The sequence below is a fragment of the Providencia sp. NPDC089933 genome, assembly GCF_049545585.1.
GTDB classification, from domain to species: Bacteria; Pseudomonadota; Gammaproteobacteria; order Enterobacterales; family Enterobacteriaceae; genus Providencia; species Providencia huashanensis.
Map to the genome: position 1 here is coordinate 246,460 of NZ_JBMWDT010000002.1, position 16,299 is coordinate 262,758.

At 41.7% G+C, this 16,299-nt stretch carries 11 protein-coding genes; 4 read left to right on the forward strand and 7 right to left on the reverse strand.

The window, feature by feature from the left end:
• Window positions 1-27 precede the first annotated feature (27 nt).
• Window positions 28-270, reverse strand: coding sequence for a cold shock domain-containing protein CspD (gene cspD / locus ACPEH5_RS04925; RefSeq protein ID WP_240133431.1), 243 nt, complete (start codon window positions 268-270; stop codon window positions 28-30).
• Window positions 271-670: 400 nt separating this feature from the next.
• On the opposite strand from cspD, the gene clpS reads away from it, so the two are divergent.
• Both clpS and clpA read left to right on the forward strand, forming a co-directional pair.
• A complete protein-coding gene (gene clpS, locus ACPEH5_RS04930; protein WP_042846513.1) occupies window positions 671-991 on the forward strand; it encodes an ATP-dependent Clp protease adapter ClpS in 321 nt (106 codons plus the stop codon).
• Window positions 992-1,021: 30 nt separating this feature from the next.
• On the forward strand, window positions 1,022-3,304 hold the full coding sequence (gene clpA, locus ACPEH5_RS04935; protein ID WP_129466733.1) for an ATP-dependent Clp protease ATP-binding subunit ClpA: 2,283 nt from the start codon (window positions 1,022-1,024) through the stop codon (window positions 3,302-3,304).
• Between the two features lie 62 nt (window positions 3,305-3,366).
• Here the strand turns inward: clpA and infA are convergent, their stop codons facing one another.
• From infA to trxB, 6 genes are all read right to left on the reverse strand, one after another.
• A complete protein-coding gene (gene infA / locus ACPEH5_RS04940) occupies window positions 3,367-3,585 on the reverse strand; it encodes a translation initiation factor IF-1 (protein ID WP_004244560.1) in 219 nt (72 codons plus the stop codon).
• 141 nt (window positions 3,586-3,726) lie between these two features.
• Window positions 3,727-4,428, reverse strand: coding sequence for a leucyl/phenylalanyl-tRNA--protein transferase (gene aat, locus ACPEH5_RS04945; RefSeq protein ID WP_042846511.1), 702 nt, complete (start codon window positions 4,426-4,428; stop codon window positions 3,727-3,729).
• Window positions 4,429-4,435: 7 nt separating this feature from the next.
• Entirely contained in the window at window positions 4,436-6,178 is a 1,743-nt protein-coding gene (cydC, locus tag ACPEH5_RS04950) for a heme ABC transporter ATP-binding protein/permease CydC (RefSeq protein WP_166685337.1), read from the reverse strand.
• Window positions 6,179-6,180: 2 nt separating this feature from the next.
• Complete coding sequence (gene cydD / locus ACPEH5_RS04955) at window positions 6,181-7,947, reverse strand: heme ABC transporter permease/ATP-binding protein CydD (RefSeq protein ID WP_281110658.1); 1,767 nt, start codon at window positions 7,945-7,947, stop codon at window positions 6,181-6,183.
• 417 nt (window positions 7,948-8,364) lie between these two features.
• Window positions 8,365-10,044, reverse strand: a complete 1,680-nt coding sequence (locus ACPEH5_RS04960) for a DUF4153 domain-containing protein (protein WP_048606565.1) — start codon at window positions 10,042-10,044, stop codon at window positions 8,365-8,367.
• A 183-nt stretch (window positions 10,045-10,227) separates the two neighbouring features.
• Window positions 10,228-11,187: a thioredoxin-disulfide reductase gene (trxB, locus tag ACPEH5_RS04965; protein WP_042846507.1), complete on the reverse strand. Its 960-nt coding sequence runs from the start codon at window positions 11,185-11,187 to the stop codon at window positions 10,228-10,230.
• A 538-nt stretch (window positions 11,188-11,725) separates the two neighbouring features.
• Here trxB and lrp point away from each other — a divergent pair.
• Window positions 11,726-12,220, forward strand: a complete 495-nt coding sequence (gene lrp, locus ACPEH5_RS04970) for a leucine-responsive transcriptional regulator Lrp (protein WP_004918089.1) — start codon at window positions 11,726-11,728, stop codon at window positions 12,218-12,220.
• Between the two features lie 413 nt (window positions 12,221-12,633).
• Window positions 12,634-16,221, forward strand: a complete 3,588-nt coding sequence (locus tag ACPEH5_RS04975) for a DNA translocase FtsK 4TM domain-containing protein (protein ID WP_423727021.1) — start codon at window positions 12,634-12,636, stop codon at window positions 16,219-16,221.
• Window positions 16,222-16,299: the final 78 nt, after the last annotated feature.

Here is a 16,299-nt window from a genome sequence, read left to right on the forward strand (position 1 = left end):
GCACAAAGTGTTAAATTGTACAACGTATTAATTTGATTCAGTATTATCAGGAAGAGTACTCTCAACTTCAATTGGAATAATCAGATCCGCATGATTACCTTTTGGCCCAATCGTTATGCTAAATTGCACTTTTTGACCTGCTTTTAAAGTCCGATAACCATCCATTTTAATGCAGGAATAATGAGCAAAAATATCTTCTCCGCCATCAGCCGGGCAAATAAAACCAAAGCCTTTTGCGTTATTGAACCACTTAACGATACCCGTCTCCATATTTTATCCTTTAGGTTTGCAAATAGTGTTTTACAGACATGTATAAAATACACACAACAACTAAGTATAAATACTCTGTTGATTGCTCGTAAAACATACTGTAGTAAATTGCCTTATAAGGTCAAGAGGCGAGTCTCAGTAATTATGGTAAAGTGTTAAGAATTCGATAAGCATTGACGGCTATTTTCTGTGATATTTGATATGGCTCACAGATTGCAAATCATAGAAGTGAGGGCGATTGCCATGCTACACTGTGGTTTATAGTACATATGATAAAAAATGACATACTAATCTAACCGTATAGTTTGATGGCATTATCAACTTGATTGGTGAAATCGTTGATAATAAAGACTATGCTAAAATTGAAATTTAACATTTAGTAAGACTGAGCAAGAAAGTAATGAGCGATTTTCTGGGCACATTTAAAACAGACGTCATTTTTAAAGATGAAGTAGAGCAAACCTTACAGCCACCATCGATGTATAAGGTATTATTAAATAATGACGATTATACTCCGATGGATTTTGTTGTCGAAGTGTTACAAAAATACTTTTCTTTTGATGAAGAACGCGCTACACAGATAATGTTAGATGTCCATATTCAAGGAAAGGGAGTTTGTGGAATTTTTACCGCAGAGGTTGCTGAAACAAAAGCGGCGCAAGTCAATACTTTTGCTCGTGAACATGAGTACCCTTTGCTTTGCACTATAGAGAAAGTTTGACTGGTTTAATATCAATTTTGGGAGGTGCTTATGCTCAATCAAGAACTGGAGCTTAGTTTAAATGTAGCTTTTACAAAAGCGAAAGATAGCCGCCATGAGTTTATGACAGTAGAGCACCTATTGCTGGCGTTATTGAGTAATATCTCTGCGCGCGAAGCTCTAGATGCTTGCAAGGTTGATCTTGTCGCGCTGCGCCAAGAACTGGAACACTTCATCGCGCAAACTACACCTTTGTTACCCGAAAATGATAACAGAGACACCCAACCTACTCTGAGTTTTCAACGTGTATTACAGCGAGCTGTTTTTCATGTGCAGTCATCTGGGCGCAACGAGGTCAGTGGTGCGAATGTCTTAGTCGCTATTTTTAGTGAACAAGAATCTCAAGCGGCATACTTATTGCGTAAGCATGATGTCAGTCGCTTAGATGTCGTCAATTATATCTCTCATGGCACAGTAAAAGGTGAGGGGCCTTCATCTGAACAAGATATTTCCCCGAGTAGTACTCCAAATGAGGAACAGCCGGTCTCAGAAGACCATATGGACAACTTCACGACTAACCTGAACCAGCAGGCTAAAAAAGGGAATATCGACCCACTGGTGGGACGGCAGGCAGAATTAGAGCGTACGATCCAAGTGCTATGTCGCCGCCGTAAAAATAACCCACTATTAGTCGGGGAGTCTGGCGTTGGTAAAACAGCAATCGCAGAGGGCTTAGCGTGGCGTATTGAGCAAGACGATGTCCCAGAAGTGATGAAAGGTTGCACTATTTATTCATTAGATATTGGCTCATTATTAGCGGGCACCAAATACCGCGGGGACTTTGAGAAACGCTTTAAAGCGCTGCTAAAAATGCTAGAAAAAGACCCGAAGAGTATTTTATTTATCGATGAAATACATACGATTATCGGTGCGGGTGCTGCATCCGGTGGCCAAGTTGACGCCGCTAATTTGATTAAGCCTTTGCTATCAGGTGGGCGTATTCGAGTCATTGGCTCAACGACATATCAAGAGTTTAGTAGTATTTTCGAGAAAGATAGGGCGTTAGCGCGTCGTTTTCAAAAAATTGATATTGTTGAACCTACACCAGAAGAAACTATTCGTATCATCACTGGGTTAAAGCCTAAGTATGAAGCGCATCATGATGTGCGTTATACCGCTAAAGCTATCCAAGCTGCTGTGGATTTATCTATTAAATACATCACAGACAGGCACCTACCAGATAAAGCAATTGATGTTATTGATGAAGCTGGAGCCCGTACGCGGCTTATTGCACCAAGTAAGCGTAAAAAAACCATTGGTGTACCTGAAATAGAAACCGTGGTGGCACGTATTGCACGTATCCCAGAAAAAACGGTTTCATCGAGTGATAAAGACAAACTGAAAACCCTTGATTCGCGTTTGAAAATGCTCGTATTTGGCCAAGACAATGCGATCAATGCATTATCGGAAGCCATTAAAATGAATCGAGCAGGTTTAGGGGTAGACAATAAACCTGTTGGCTCGTTTTTATTTGCAGGTCCAACTGGGGTTGGTAAAACAGAAGTCACCGTTCAGTTAGCTAAAGCACTAGATATCAAACTATTACGATTTGATATGTCTGAGTATATGGAGCGCCACACAGTTAGTCGTTTAATTGGTGCACCTCCGGGCTATGTCGGGTTTGACCAAGGCGGTTTACTGACTGATGCTGTTATTAAACATCCACATTCAGTGGTGTTATTGGATGAAATCGAAAAGGCACATCCTGATGTGTTTAATATTCTGCTGCAAGTAATGGATCACGGCACATTAACCGATAATAATGGCCGTAAGGCTGATTTTCGTAATGTAGTGGTGGTGATGACAACCAATGCTGGTGTGCAAGAAACACAACGTCGTTCCATTGGTTTTGCTGACCAAGACAACAGTACTGATGCGATGTCTGAGATTAAAAAAGTATTTTCTCCAGAGTTTCGTAATCGTCTAGATGGCATTATTTGGTTTAATTCGTTAACGCCTGAGATTATCACGCAAGTGGTTGATAAGTTTATTGTTGAATTACAAGTACAACTTGATGAGAAAGGGGTATCCATTGAGGTGAGCTCAGCGGCTCGTCGTTGGTTATGTGAAAAAGGTTATGATAAAGCAATGGGCGCCCGACCTATGGCGCGCGTAATTCAGGATAACCTGAAAAAACCATTAGCAAATGAATTGCTATTTGGTTCATTAACCAATGGCGGCTCTGTAAGTATCGGGCTTGATGAAAAAAGTAACACACTGACATACAGCTTCAGTAGCGTGCACAAGGCCTCTCCGGAGGATGCGGTATTCTGACGAAATAGACCACAGGTGTGTCATGCACCTGTGGTAATGTCAGGCCTTGCCTGAAGAGAATATCAACGGCTACGGAAAATGATTCGGCCTTTGCTCAGGTCATAAGGAGTTAACTCTACAGTTACCTTGTCGCCTGTCAGGATGCGGATATAGTTTTTACGCATTTTACCAGAAATATGAGCAGTCACTACGTGACCGTTTTCTAGTTCAACACGGAACATTGTGTTTGGCAGGGTATCTAAAACTGTGCCCTGCATTTCAATATTGTCTTCTTTGGCCATCTAATCCTCTAAGTCTAATAACCGTGATTTTTAACGGGCAAGATAATGCCCAAAAACCCGCACTAAGTAAAGAAGTGTCGCATTTTAACACGATCTTTATTTTTTCATGGGGAATAAAATTATTGTAAAAACCAATTTTCACTAATTAAAAATTGGCGGTATTTCAATCGATTGCGGTAACCAGCAGGCGGGGTCAATCGCTTTGTTACGCCACCGATAAAGAATATGTAAAAAATCCCTACGGGATATCTCTTTTGCGCCCATCGAGGCGGTATGGTGGTTAAGTACCTGACAATCAAAAAGCTGCCCATTATAGCGCAAAAAATGAAAATAGAATGTAATAAAAGCAAATTTGGATGCATCATTCATTCTACTGAACATAGATTCCCCACAAAATAGGTGACCCATGTTCACGCCGTAGAGCCCCCCAACAAGTTGTGATCCATGCCAAGCCTCAACAGAATGCGCGATCCCTTCTTGATGCAAAGCCAGATAACCGGCTTGTACTTCAGGTAAAATCCACGTACCTTCGGGACGGACAGAACAAGCTTCAATAACTTGCTTGAAAGCAGTGTTAATCGTAATGCGATAAATCTGTTTTTTTAACACTTTTTTCATTGAACGACTAATATGTAAATCGCCCACCATTAGCACAGCTCTGGGGTCTGGTGACCACCATAAAGGCATCTCTCCAGGATTAAACCAAGGAAAGATACCATCATAATAAGCAGCTTGCAGCCTTTTTGATGAAAGATCTCCCCCAATGGCTAATAAACCATTCGGTTCCCGCATCGCTTCAGACACGGGAGGAAATAAATTGGAGTCATCATCTAATTGGTACATATGCGCCTCAAAGGGGTTGCTGTACCCAATGGCGCTGGCGGAATTGGTAATACCGACCTTGCATATCTAACAGCGCTTGATGGGTGCCTTGTTCGACGATTTTACCATCATCCATCACACATATGTTATCCATTTCTTCTAGACCTTGCATCCGATGAGTAATGACAATCAAGGTTTTATCTGCACACTTTTCTTTTAGCAGTGCTAAAATTTGTTGCTCAGTTTGTGCATCAAGCCCTTCTGTCGGTTCATCCATAAGGACTAATGGAGTATTGTGTAATAGTGCCCGAGCAATCCCTAAGCGGCGTTGTTCCCCTCCAGATAATTGGCGGCCACCATCGCCCATCCATGCATTGAGTTTTAATTCGTTTTCTAACAAATTACCTAACCCAACTTGGCGAAGCACTTCATTAAGTTCTGCATCAGTCGCTTGTTCTTTTGCTAATAATAAATTATTACGCAAAGTATCACTAAACACATGAACGCGCTGTGGTACTACGGACATCACGCTGCGCAACGCTTGTTCACTAAACTCATTGATGGGATGACCATTGAGAGTAATGCTTCCACTGTCGACATCCCATGCGCGGGTAAGAAGCTGAAGCAAAGTAGATTTTCCACAGCCAGTCTTACCTAACAAGGCAAAATGTTGGCCTTTAGTCAAAGACAGGGAGACATTGTTCAGAACAGCAAAAGGCTGCTCTGGATAAGTAAACGAAATATTTTCAACCTCTAAGCTTTCTAGTGTTTCTATTGAATGGCTTTGGGTAGGGAAAGTCACTTCCGGTTTGGCTGTCATCAGTTGTGAAACTCGGGTGGCAGAAGCAATAACTTGGCCCATATGTTGGAAAGCAACAGCAACTGGGCCTAGCGCTTCAAAGGCTGCTAAGGCGCAGAAAACAAATAATGCGATTAATGCGCCAGGCTTTGTATCACCTCCTACATGCTCCGCAGCCATCCACAGCAATAATGTTGCGGTAATACCCGATGCAAACAAGATAACCGCTTGTGATAGCCCTGTAAGCGCAGCTTGTTGCTGTTGGCGAGCTTGCCAGCTATTTTCTATCCCCCACAAGGTTTGGCGAAAACGCGATGTTGCGCCAAATAATGTTAATTCCGCTTGCCCTTGTAGTGCGGACGTTAAAATAGTGCGGTAATTTCCACGTAATTCAGTCAGTTCTCGACCAATTGGTTTACCCGCACGATAAAAGACTATTGGCATGGTAAATAATAAAAATAACATGACCCCTCCCAGTGTCCACGCAAGGCGAGGGTCAAGATAACTTAAGCCAAAAATCAGCACGAAAGTCACGAAAAATGCAGTGATAATTGGTGATAACACCCGTAAATAGAGGTGATCAAGTGTTTCTACATCGGCAACAAGGCGGTTAAGTAATTCACCTTGGCGAAAGCGGCTGATCCCACCTGGGGAGAGTGGAAGTACTTTACTAAATGCAAAAACACGTAGGTGAGCTAAAACTTTAAACGTCGCATCGTGACTAACTAGGCGTTCTCCATAGCGACCAGCAGTACGGAAAATAGCAGCGCCACGTACACCTGCGGCAGGTAACATATAATTAAAGTAGTACAGCCCAGGGAAACCGGCAATTGCGGTACCTGCTAAAAACCAACCAGAAAGAGTTAACAGCCCAATACTGGCAAGTAGGGTCACAATGGCTAAAATAATGCCTAAGGTGATCAAAAACCAATGACGGCGATAAAGGGCTAAGAAGGGTAATAAAACTTTCATTATCAAAGCTCCTCACTGCGGTGGGCAAGTAACTGGGCAAACGCCCCTTCAGATTGACTGAGTTGTTTGTAATTACCCCGTTGAATGATTTGGCCATTAGCCATTACCCAAATTTGGTCGTAATCGATAGTTTCTTCCAGTAAATGGGTGACTAACAGGGTCGTCTGTTGCTCTGATAGCTGGTTTAGTGTTTGCATAACCCGTTGTTCGCTATGAGAATCAAGGCTTGCGGCGGGCTCATCTAACAGCAATAAACGCGATGGTTTCAATAAAACGCGAGCAACAGCAACTCGTTGTGCTTGCCCAACAGAAAGGCGAGCGGCGTAGTCGCCCAGCCGTGTATTTAAGCCATCAGGTAAGTGCGGTAAAAATTCAGAGACATAAGCATTATCAATAGCATGTTTAACTTCTGCTTCAGAAGCGTTAGGTTTACCTAAACAGATATTTTCAATCAGTGTTTGTTCGGGTAGATGTGGGTTTTGCCCAACCCAGCCAAGCAATTCATGCCACTTATCGGGGCATAATTCACTTAATTCAATGCCATTTACCGTGATTGAGCCGTTATAGGGTAAAAAACCCAATAGTAGATTGAGTAGAGAGCTTTTGCCCGCACCGCTTTGGCCTACTAAAGCAATACGTTGCTGTGGTTCAATACTAAAATCTAATGGCCCTGCAAGACACACCCCATCGTGCGATAAAATTTCTAGCTGCTTGGCTTCGATACGAATAGGTTCATTTGGGAGGGTTTTTGTACCTTGCTGGGCTTTTTGTTCCCCCTCGCTATTTAGCAATGTTTCTAACGTTTCAGCAGCTCCAACCGCTTGGGCTTTCGCATGGTAATATGTGCCGAGATCACGCAATGGCTGGAAGAATTCAGGGGAAAGAATGAGAGCTAAAAAACCCGCAAACAGTGTGACAGGTAAACCATAGCTACCGAAGTTCATTTCACCAAGGTATGAAAACCCGAAGTAGACGGCAACAACCGCAATAGAAATTGACGCAAAAAATTCGAGGACCCCAGAAGAGAGAAAGGCCATCCGCAGTACTTCCATGGTTCTAGAGCGAAAATCATCAGTTGACTCACGAATTTGCTGAATTTCTGCTTTTTCACGGAAGAATAATCGTAAAGTATCGAGGCCTCGCAACCTATCAAGAAAACTACCGCTGAGGCGGCCTAATGCAATGAAATTACGCCTATTAGCATCCGCAGCGCCAAGCCCAACTAATGCCATAAAAATAGGAATAAGCGGTGCGGTCACGAATAAAATTAACGCAGCAGCCCAGTTAAAGGGAAAGATAGCAATCAAAATCATGATGGGGATAATACCCGCTAAATACATTTGAGGTAGATAGCGGGAGTAGTAGTCTTGCATATCTTCGATTTGTTCAAGAATAATGGTTGCCCAACTTCCCGCTGGTTTCCCTTTGACCCAAACGGGGCCTAATTCTTGGAGTTTATCTAGCACCATTGTGCGGATTTCTTGGCGTACAACTTGCCCACAGCGAAAGCCAATACGTTCTCGTATGTAAGTGACAATTGCACGAAGAATAAAGACGCTAATTAGTAGAATAAAAGGCGTTACAAGTTGTTCCCGTGGAGTGCCATCCATAATTAATGCTTGTAGGATAACGGCTAAAAACCACGCTTGAGCAATAATCAGTAAGCCACTAAGCATGCCCAACAGCATAGAGATCCGCAACCAGCGCTTCGCGGGAGCACTGTGTTGTTTTAACCAACGTACCAATTCAGTCTGTCTTGATTTATCCATAATGATTTAGTTAGCAGGTGTAGTTTTAATGTTATTGAGTGTAGTTAGATTATGCCAACCTAACGTCGCTTTCATCATTACTATATTGCGCTAGTCCCTATTTTAAACTGCACAAGAAAGATAATAGAGTGACCTAGCAACATAATTAATGACGATATGAAAACCAGTATTTTTGATCTTGCTCGGTAATTCGAGTTATTTAGGCTCCATCATAACAGCTTCATTAGGATATGTTACATAATAAAAGCACCTTATTTAAAGTGAACTGTGTTTTGTTATTAAATTGTTTTATAAAGGTAAATTTAATATTTCAGTCAGTCTTAAAAGATGAGGTTGGTTGAGATATTACTGTATTTTTATTTGATATGTAGATGGCTAAATGACATTCTGTTAAGCCATCTACATTTTTAGAAAAAACTAAGGGGTAGGGTCAATCATTAACCATTCTTTAGGTTTTAATTGAAAATGTCCGTCTAATAAATTATCCCAAGCTTTGTCTTTCGCTTGTACAGTATTAAACAAACGAGTTTGGTTATCGACTAACTCCCAGCTTTGTTCCTGTTGTTGCCAAATATTGCATTCAATACTGGCACTGGTGGGGTAGGTATAACACATAACAACATCATTTTGTCCATTTTGGTTGGCGTCTGCCATAAAGCCCATGCATGAGTATGGCTCATACTGTGATGTGCAATACCATTCACCGGTGAGATTTTCACCGAGGTCAAACCAACTATCTGGTAATTTAGGGCTGTTTTTAGCTTGTATTAACACACCTTTCAATGGCTTACGTTGTTCTTCATTGTATGGGCTAGTTTGAAACGCTTCTGTGTATTCTGGGTTTTTATCTAATTGTTTATAGGCTTGTTCCCCATATTCACCTAAATGCTTTAAGTCGTATGCTAAAGAACTATTTACCTTAATTTTGCCGTTTTCAACCCCCGCTATGATACTGTTGACCGTGATCCTTTTAAAATCGGCAATCGGGCTATTAATGACCAAAATAATCGCTAGCAAAGACAAAATACCGACTTTGTTGATAGTACCTAGAGATGCCATCCATGCTGTTTTTTTGCGAAGAATTGCAAGGCTATAAGCAAGGACAATAGCGGATAAAAACAAGGCAATTGTGAAAGCGTATAAGCGCTCAATGCTCCAACTGTATTGGTTAACACGTGCAATGATCCCGTATAGAGACAGTGCTGAAAATGCATTGAGCAGAATAATGCTAAGGAGAACAAAACCATTTAGCCCCGGACGGAATCGGTATTGTGTACTGCCATCACCATATACGAAGTTAATAAAAATAAGGTTCAGGATAATAAACCACAGCATGACTGCCGAACCTAGACCGACGGAGGCTAAACCTGAGAAATATGAAATCACAAAACCCACTAAGAAAATGGCAGCGACTAGGTTAAGCAACGGTAAGAAAAATCGAGCAATAAAACTGGCAAAATTACTAAGTTGAATATCAAGTACAGCCCTTAAAAAGACCAAACTGATATTGAATCCAAGAGCAAAGCCTGCCCAATAGACTAATTCGTTATCTAGGATATCGTGCAAAAAATTGAGGTTTACAATGCCAAATAAAAAGCTAGCTAGCTTTATAATTAGCGCTAATAGCCCACCAATGGCAGAGGATAAAATACCTAGGAAAGTATTTTTAATATATAAACCCATTAAGCAACTGTAATTGATTTTCCATGTTGCGCTTGTTTGTAACATTTGCATCCATGGCAACATGAAAAAGAATAAAACAGTCAGAGTGAGAAAGGCAAAAAATGGGTCTGCTTCTGTTGGCGTTTTAAAATCTTGGGCGTGCCAGTAGTTAATCCAGCAAGTTAACCCGACTGTAATTGCAATATTGAGATAAAAAATGGCGGATTTCGCATTAGTAATTAAGTAGCTAATGACCGAAGGAACAAAAATAGCGAGTAAGACTGGTAGATACACTGTTGTTGTACTTAACTGGCTATCATAACGGATAGAATAATCCGTGGTAGCTGCAATAATAACACCTTGGATTATTGCGAGAACTACAATAATAAAATAGGCATAACCACGAATATCATCACGCCCTAATTGCTGCCCCATATTTGTGCCTTGTTAACGTTAATTTTATGTAAAAACAGTATAGGTTGAATGTTTTGCACGCAATATAAACTTGCTCTTAAAATATAGAGCAATAGCAAGTTGTTAAGAAAAACTAGGGAGAGTAGGAAGGAATAAAAAAGGCTTTAATCTATTTAAGATTAAAGCCTAGATGTTCGTTATAGATTATTTAGAAGCAAGCCCATCAAGGTAACGTTCTGCATCTAATGCTGCCATACAGCCTGTCCCTGCTGAGGTGATGGCTTGGCGGTATATATGGTCCATTACATCACCAGCGGCGAAAACACCTTCTACTGAGGTTTGGGTTGCATTACCTTGTGTGCCAGATTGGACTTTAATGTAACCATTGTCTAAGTCTAATTGCCCTTCAAAAATAGCGGTATTTGGGCTATGGCCGATAGCAATAAAGGCTCCCATTACAGGGATTTCTTCTGTTTCGTGGGTTTTAGTGCACTCAAGGCGTACACCCGTAACCCCCATGTCATCGCCGAGTACTTCGTTTAAAGTACGGTCGGTATGCAGAATAATATTGCCGTTTTCGACTTTATCCATTAAACGATTAATAAGGATTTTTTCTGCACGGAAGCTATCACGACGGTGGATCAAATGAACTTCTGAGGCAATATTTGATAAATATAGTGCTTCTTCAACCGCGGTATTTCCACCACCAACGACGGCGACTTTTTGGTTACGGTAAAAAAATCCATCACAAGTGGCACAAGCAGAGACCCCACGACCTTTAAAGGCTTCCTCTGAAGGTAAACCAATATAACGAGCGGAAGCACCTGTTGCGATAATGAGGGCATCACAAGTATATTGATTTTCATCACCGATTAGTCGGAAAGGGCGTTGCTTTAAATCTACTTTTTGAATATGGTCAGAGATGATTTCAGTTTCAAATTTAACTGCGTGCTCATGCATGCGCTCCATTAGCATCGGTCCAGTAAGCCCTTCAGGGTCGCCTGGCCAGTTTTCAACTTCAGTGGTGGTAGTTAACTGACCACCTTTTTCCACCCCAGTAATCAGGGCTGGGCTTAAATTTGCGCGTGCAGCATAGACTGCGGCAGTATAACCTGCGGGGCCTGAACCTAGAATGATTAACTTGCGATGTGTGGTTGTGCTCATGAATTCCTCTTTTAATCTAAAAAAAAGCGTTAACAGGATTGTAGGAGAAATAGCAGGTTAACAAAAGTGGTTTAAGTGCGAGTGAGTGTCATGCCACTAATTTCTATGATAGGCAATACCTACTAATTGTAAAAAAATGTAGCAAAAAGTTGAATATGTCACGCTTCACAATTTTTAGGAATTATCTTGAATTAAGGCTGCGAAACGTTTTACTGGAAAAAAAAGCGAAATCTTGTACTGATTTTTATTCATTTGCTTTGACAATCGGCTGCGCATTTGCGAAAACATCTGTGTAAGAGTTAATTATCTAGCAGGTCAATGGAAATGGCGCATTTTTGTTCTTACTGGAAAGTTAACTTTACGCTACTTACAAACTTAAAAAATGAGTCAAAATTGTGGGTGATAATTACATTCACACGAAATTCAGCACTATGAATAAAATTTGCTCCTGAACACGGTTCCCTAAATATAAAAGGTGCGGCTAAGGTGCTATTTTATAGATGTAGAAAATAACAATTAGAGAAAGAGAGATTAAGAGATGATTGACAATAAAAAGCGTCCAGGCAAAGACCTTGACCGTATCGACAGGAATATATTAAACGAACTACAAAAAGACGGGCGAATTTCTAACGTAGAATTGTCTAAGCGTGTTGGTTTATCACCGACACCGTGTTTAGAGCGTGTGCGTCGTCTTGAAAGACAAGGGTTTATTTCTGGCTATACCGCCTTGTTAAATCCACATTACTTAGATGCATCCCTATTAGTGTTCGTTGAGATTACACTGAATCGTGGTGCACCAGACGTGTTCGAACAATTCAATACAGCAGTTCAAAAGCTTGAAGAAATTCAAGAATGTCACCTTGTTTCTGGTGATTTTGACTACTTGTTGAAAACGCGTGTGCCAGATATGTCCGCATATCGTAAGCTGCTAGGTGAAACTCTTTTACGCTTACCTGGTGTAAACGATACTCGTACCTACGTGGTTATGGAAGAAGTTAAACAAAGTAACCGTTTAGTGATTAAAACACGCTAATTTTTACTTTTTTAACCTCACTTCAGCACAGCATTTTCAGCTTTGTTGTCGCACTGCAGTTTCAACGCTGAGTTTACTCAGCGTTGTTCCGTTTTAATACAGTAAAAACATTGTGTTATTCACCCTCAAGTGTCTCATTTAATCGCAAATCTAACCGCGTTGACATTTGTTTGCTAAAATTACTTAGTAAACAAGGAGTATTGTTTCCAATTAATTGATTTTAAATCTATAAATATTTAGGATTTTTAACGGGAAATAGAAATTGAATCCTTATGCGTTAGATGAAATACTGAAACTTGTCGTTCCTGTGATGCATTGATTTACTTCCGTAACGGTAAAACAGGCACAGCAAGGCGATTAATGTTAGAATAAACATAAATCAGTAAAGAACATCAGTCAGCAAAGAAACAATAATGAGCCAAGAATACACAGAAGATAAACACATCAAATTTAAAAAATTAAGTAGCGGTAGGCGGCTATTAGAGGTTATTTTGCTCGCAATTTGCTTGAGCGCTATCTTTTTAATGGTTGCTTTATTGAGTTTCAGCCCTTCGGACCCAAGTTGGTCCCAAACCACATGGAATGCGCCCGTAAAGAATTTAGGTGGTAGTGTTGGCTCATGGAGCGCGGATATTCTTTTTTCTGCTTTTGGTATTCTTGCTTTTGCAATTCCTCCCTTATTAATTCTCGGTTGCTGGGCTATTTTCCAATACGAAAGTCAGCGTCGCTATATTGATTTCTTCTCTCTTTCTCTAAGGTTAATTGGTGGGTTAGCGCTAATTTTATCCTCTTGTGGGCTAGCTGCACTGAATTTTGATGATTTACCTAACTTTGCTTCAGGCGGTGTTATTGGTAGCGTGTTTAGTAACGCAATAATGCCGTGGTTTAACTCATTAGGTGCAACACTTGCATTGCTGTTCTTATGGGCTATTAGTTTTACGTTATTTACAGGTTGGTCATGGCTGACAATTGCAGAAAAAATTGGATCTGCCGTCCTTTTTCCTATCGCTTTATTAACAAATAGGGCGAGGGGTGATGACTTAGATGACTATGATGTAGATGTCGAAGAAACCGAAGGTGCGTTACAACGTGCGCAAGAAGCAGAGCATAGGGCTAACAATTACCCAGATACTATAGACCCAGATGACGTTTTATTTTCTGCGCCTACTGTTGCCGAGTTGGTGACTGAAGTATCCCCTGCACCAGAGGCAGAGTCTACCGAAAATACAGCGGTTACTGAAGGGGCAACGCCAATAGCGGCTCAAGGTGTACCGGAACAAGAAACGGTGCCATCGTTTTCTGCTATTGATGAGCCTAATACCTATCATTTTGAAGTGCCTGAAGATTACCAACCTCAATTAGGTTCTGGTTTTGAGGAAACGGCACCAATATCGGATGAACCTCCTGTTCATCAATCAAACGCGACATCCACGCCATTTGAATATCACGCTAATGAGCATATAACACCACAAAATCAAGCTGATGTTCCTCATCAAGAACAGTCAAATAATCAAATAGAGCCTCAAAGGCCACAATCACTTTCATCGCCATCGATGAATGTTAGTGATGTCGCGAGTGCTGTAAGTTCAACAGTGACGGAGCGTGTTTCAGACCCAGCGGCCATTGCTGCCGCGGGGATTTCCATTGCCGCACTTGAACGCCACGCCCAAGTAAAACAAACAGTAGAGCCTGAATTACCAAGGCCAAACCCTGTTCGTTTACCTACTCGTCGTGAACTTTACGGTATCCGTATCCCTTCTCAGCGTGATGCTGAGTTGCAACGCCGCCAAGAAGAGGCGTTAAAACGCGAGCAAGCGTATCAACAGTGGTCCGCAGGTGAGCAGGAGTCCTCTGAAACGGAAGAGGAAGCACAGCAAGATGAATTGCTACGAGCTCAGTTCTTAGAGCAACAACGAGAGCGTTATGGTGATATCGATGAAACTGACTATGAATCGCCGGTATTTAGCGCACAACCGAGCGTTGCAGAGCAACAGCAGCAAGATGAACCATCTGAATCAGGTTCTTTGACGCAGCCAGAAATTGAGCATCGTTGGCCATCAGCGTCAGCATTTTCTAATAATACTCACACAATACCCGCATCAACTGAATCCACTCCAGCAGTCGATGACGTGTACAAAAATAGCTTTGCAGAAGATGAACATTCCCAGATATCTGATCACTTTGAATCTAAGGTTGATTTGAAAAAAGAGTTTTCCGTGCTGGGTAGTTTTTCTCCAGTTGATGATCTGGTAGACGATGAACCAGCTGACCCATTATTTATGCCTTCATTTAGTGCGGTGCCAGTTCCTTCGGAAAATTCACAAAATAATATTCATGAAGGTCTTGGCAATTCGTCAACATCGGCACACACTTTTGCGCAGCCACAGCAGCCACAGCAGCCACAGCAGCCACAGCAGCCACAGCAGCCACAGCAGCCACAGCAGCCACAGCAGCCACAGCAAGATAGCTTATTCCACCCGTTTTTGGTGCGAAATGATCAACCTTTACCAAAACCAACAACACCAATGCCATCCCTTGACTTACTGGCGAGCCCACCTGAACAGGAAGAACCAGTCGACATGTTTAAACTTGAGCAAACCGCTAGGTTAATCGAAGCTCGGTTAAATGACTATCGGGTGAAAGCTGAGGTTGTTGGTTTCTCCCCAGGGCCTGTGATCACGCGTTTTGAACTGGATTTGGCACCCGGTGTGAAAGCCGCTCGTATATCAACATTATCACGAGACCTTGCACGCTCTTTATCTACAGTGGCAGTACGTGTTGTGGAAGTGATACCGGGTAAGCCGTACGTTGGGCTTGAACTCCCTAACGAAAAACGCCAAACGGTTTATTTAAGTGAAGTTTTAGACTGCGATGACTTTAGGAAAAACCCTTCGCCATTAACGATTGTGTTAGGTAAAGATATCGAAGGTGACCCCGTGGTTGCTGATTTAGCAAAAATGCCGCATTTATTAGTAGCAGGTACCACTGGGTCAGGTAAATCCGTTGGTGTCAACGCCATGATCCTCAGTATTTTGTATAAAGCGAAGCCCGAAGATGTCCGCTTTATTATGATTGACCCGAAAATGTTGGAGCTTTCCATCTATGAAGGGATCCCGCATTTATTGACAGAAGTCGTTACCGACATGAAAGACGCCGCTAATGCATTACGTTGGTGTGTGAATGAAATGGAACGTCGTTATAAGCTAATGTCTGCTCTCGGTGTACGTAACCTTGCGGGTTATAATGATAAAATTAAAGCAGCCGAAGAGATGGGGCGTCCAATACCTGATCCACATTGGAAACCTAGTGATAGCATGGAAATTGAACATCCTATGCTGAAAAAAGAACCTTATATCGTTGTTATGGTTGATGAATTTGCTGATTTAATGATGACGGCAGGTAAAAAAGTTGAGGAGCTAATTGCTCGATTGGCACAAAAAGCCCGAGCAGCAGGTATTCACCTTGTTCTTGCAACGCAACGTCCGTCTGTCGACATTATCACTGGGTTGATCAAAGCAAACATCCCTACTCGTATTGCATTTACTGTTTCCAGTAAAATAGACTCTCGTACTATCCTTGACCAAGGCGGTGCTGAGTCCCTATTAGGGATGGGGGATATGCTATATCTTCCGCCAAACTCATCAATCCCTATGCGTGTACACGGTGCTTTTGTTCGTGACCAAGAGGTTCATGCGGTTGTGAATGATTGGAAGGCGCGTGGGAAACCACAATATATTGATAACATTACCACTTGTAGTGATGATAACGAAGGTGGGGGCTATGATAGTGGTGGGGAAGAACTTGACCCATTATTTGACCAAGCTGTAGAGTTTGTGGTTGAAAAACAACGTGTTTCTATTTCCGGTGTTCAACGTCAATTTAGGATTGGCTATAACCGCGCCGCAAGGATTGTTGAGCAAATGGAGATCCAAGGTATTGTGAGTGAACAAGGTCATAACGGGAATCGTGAAGTCCTTGCGCCACCGTCAATGGGGCATTAAAAATAGGTTAACAGCTTAATCATTTAGTGTGCTGATTGTTGGTTTAATTTTAGGGGTGTATAACGTTATCACACCTCT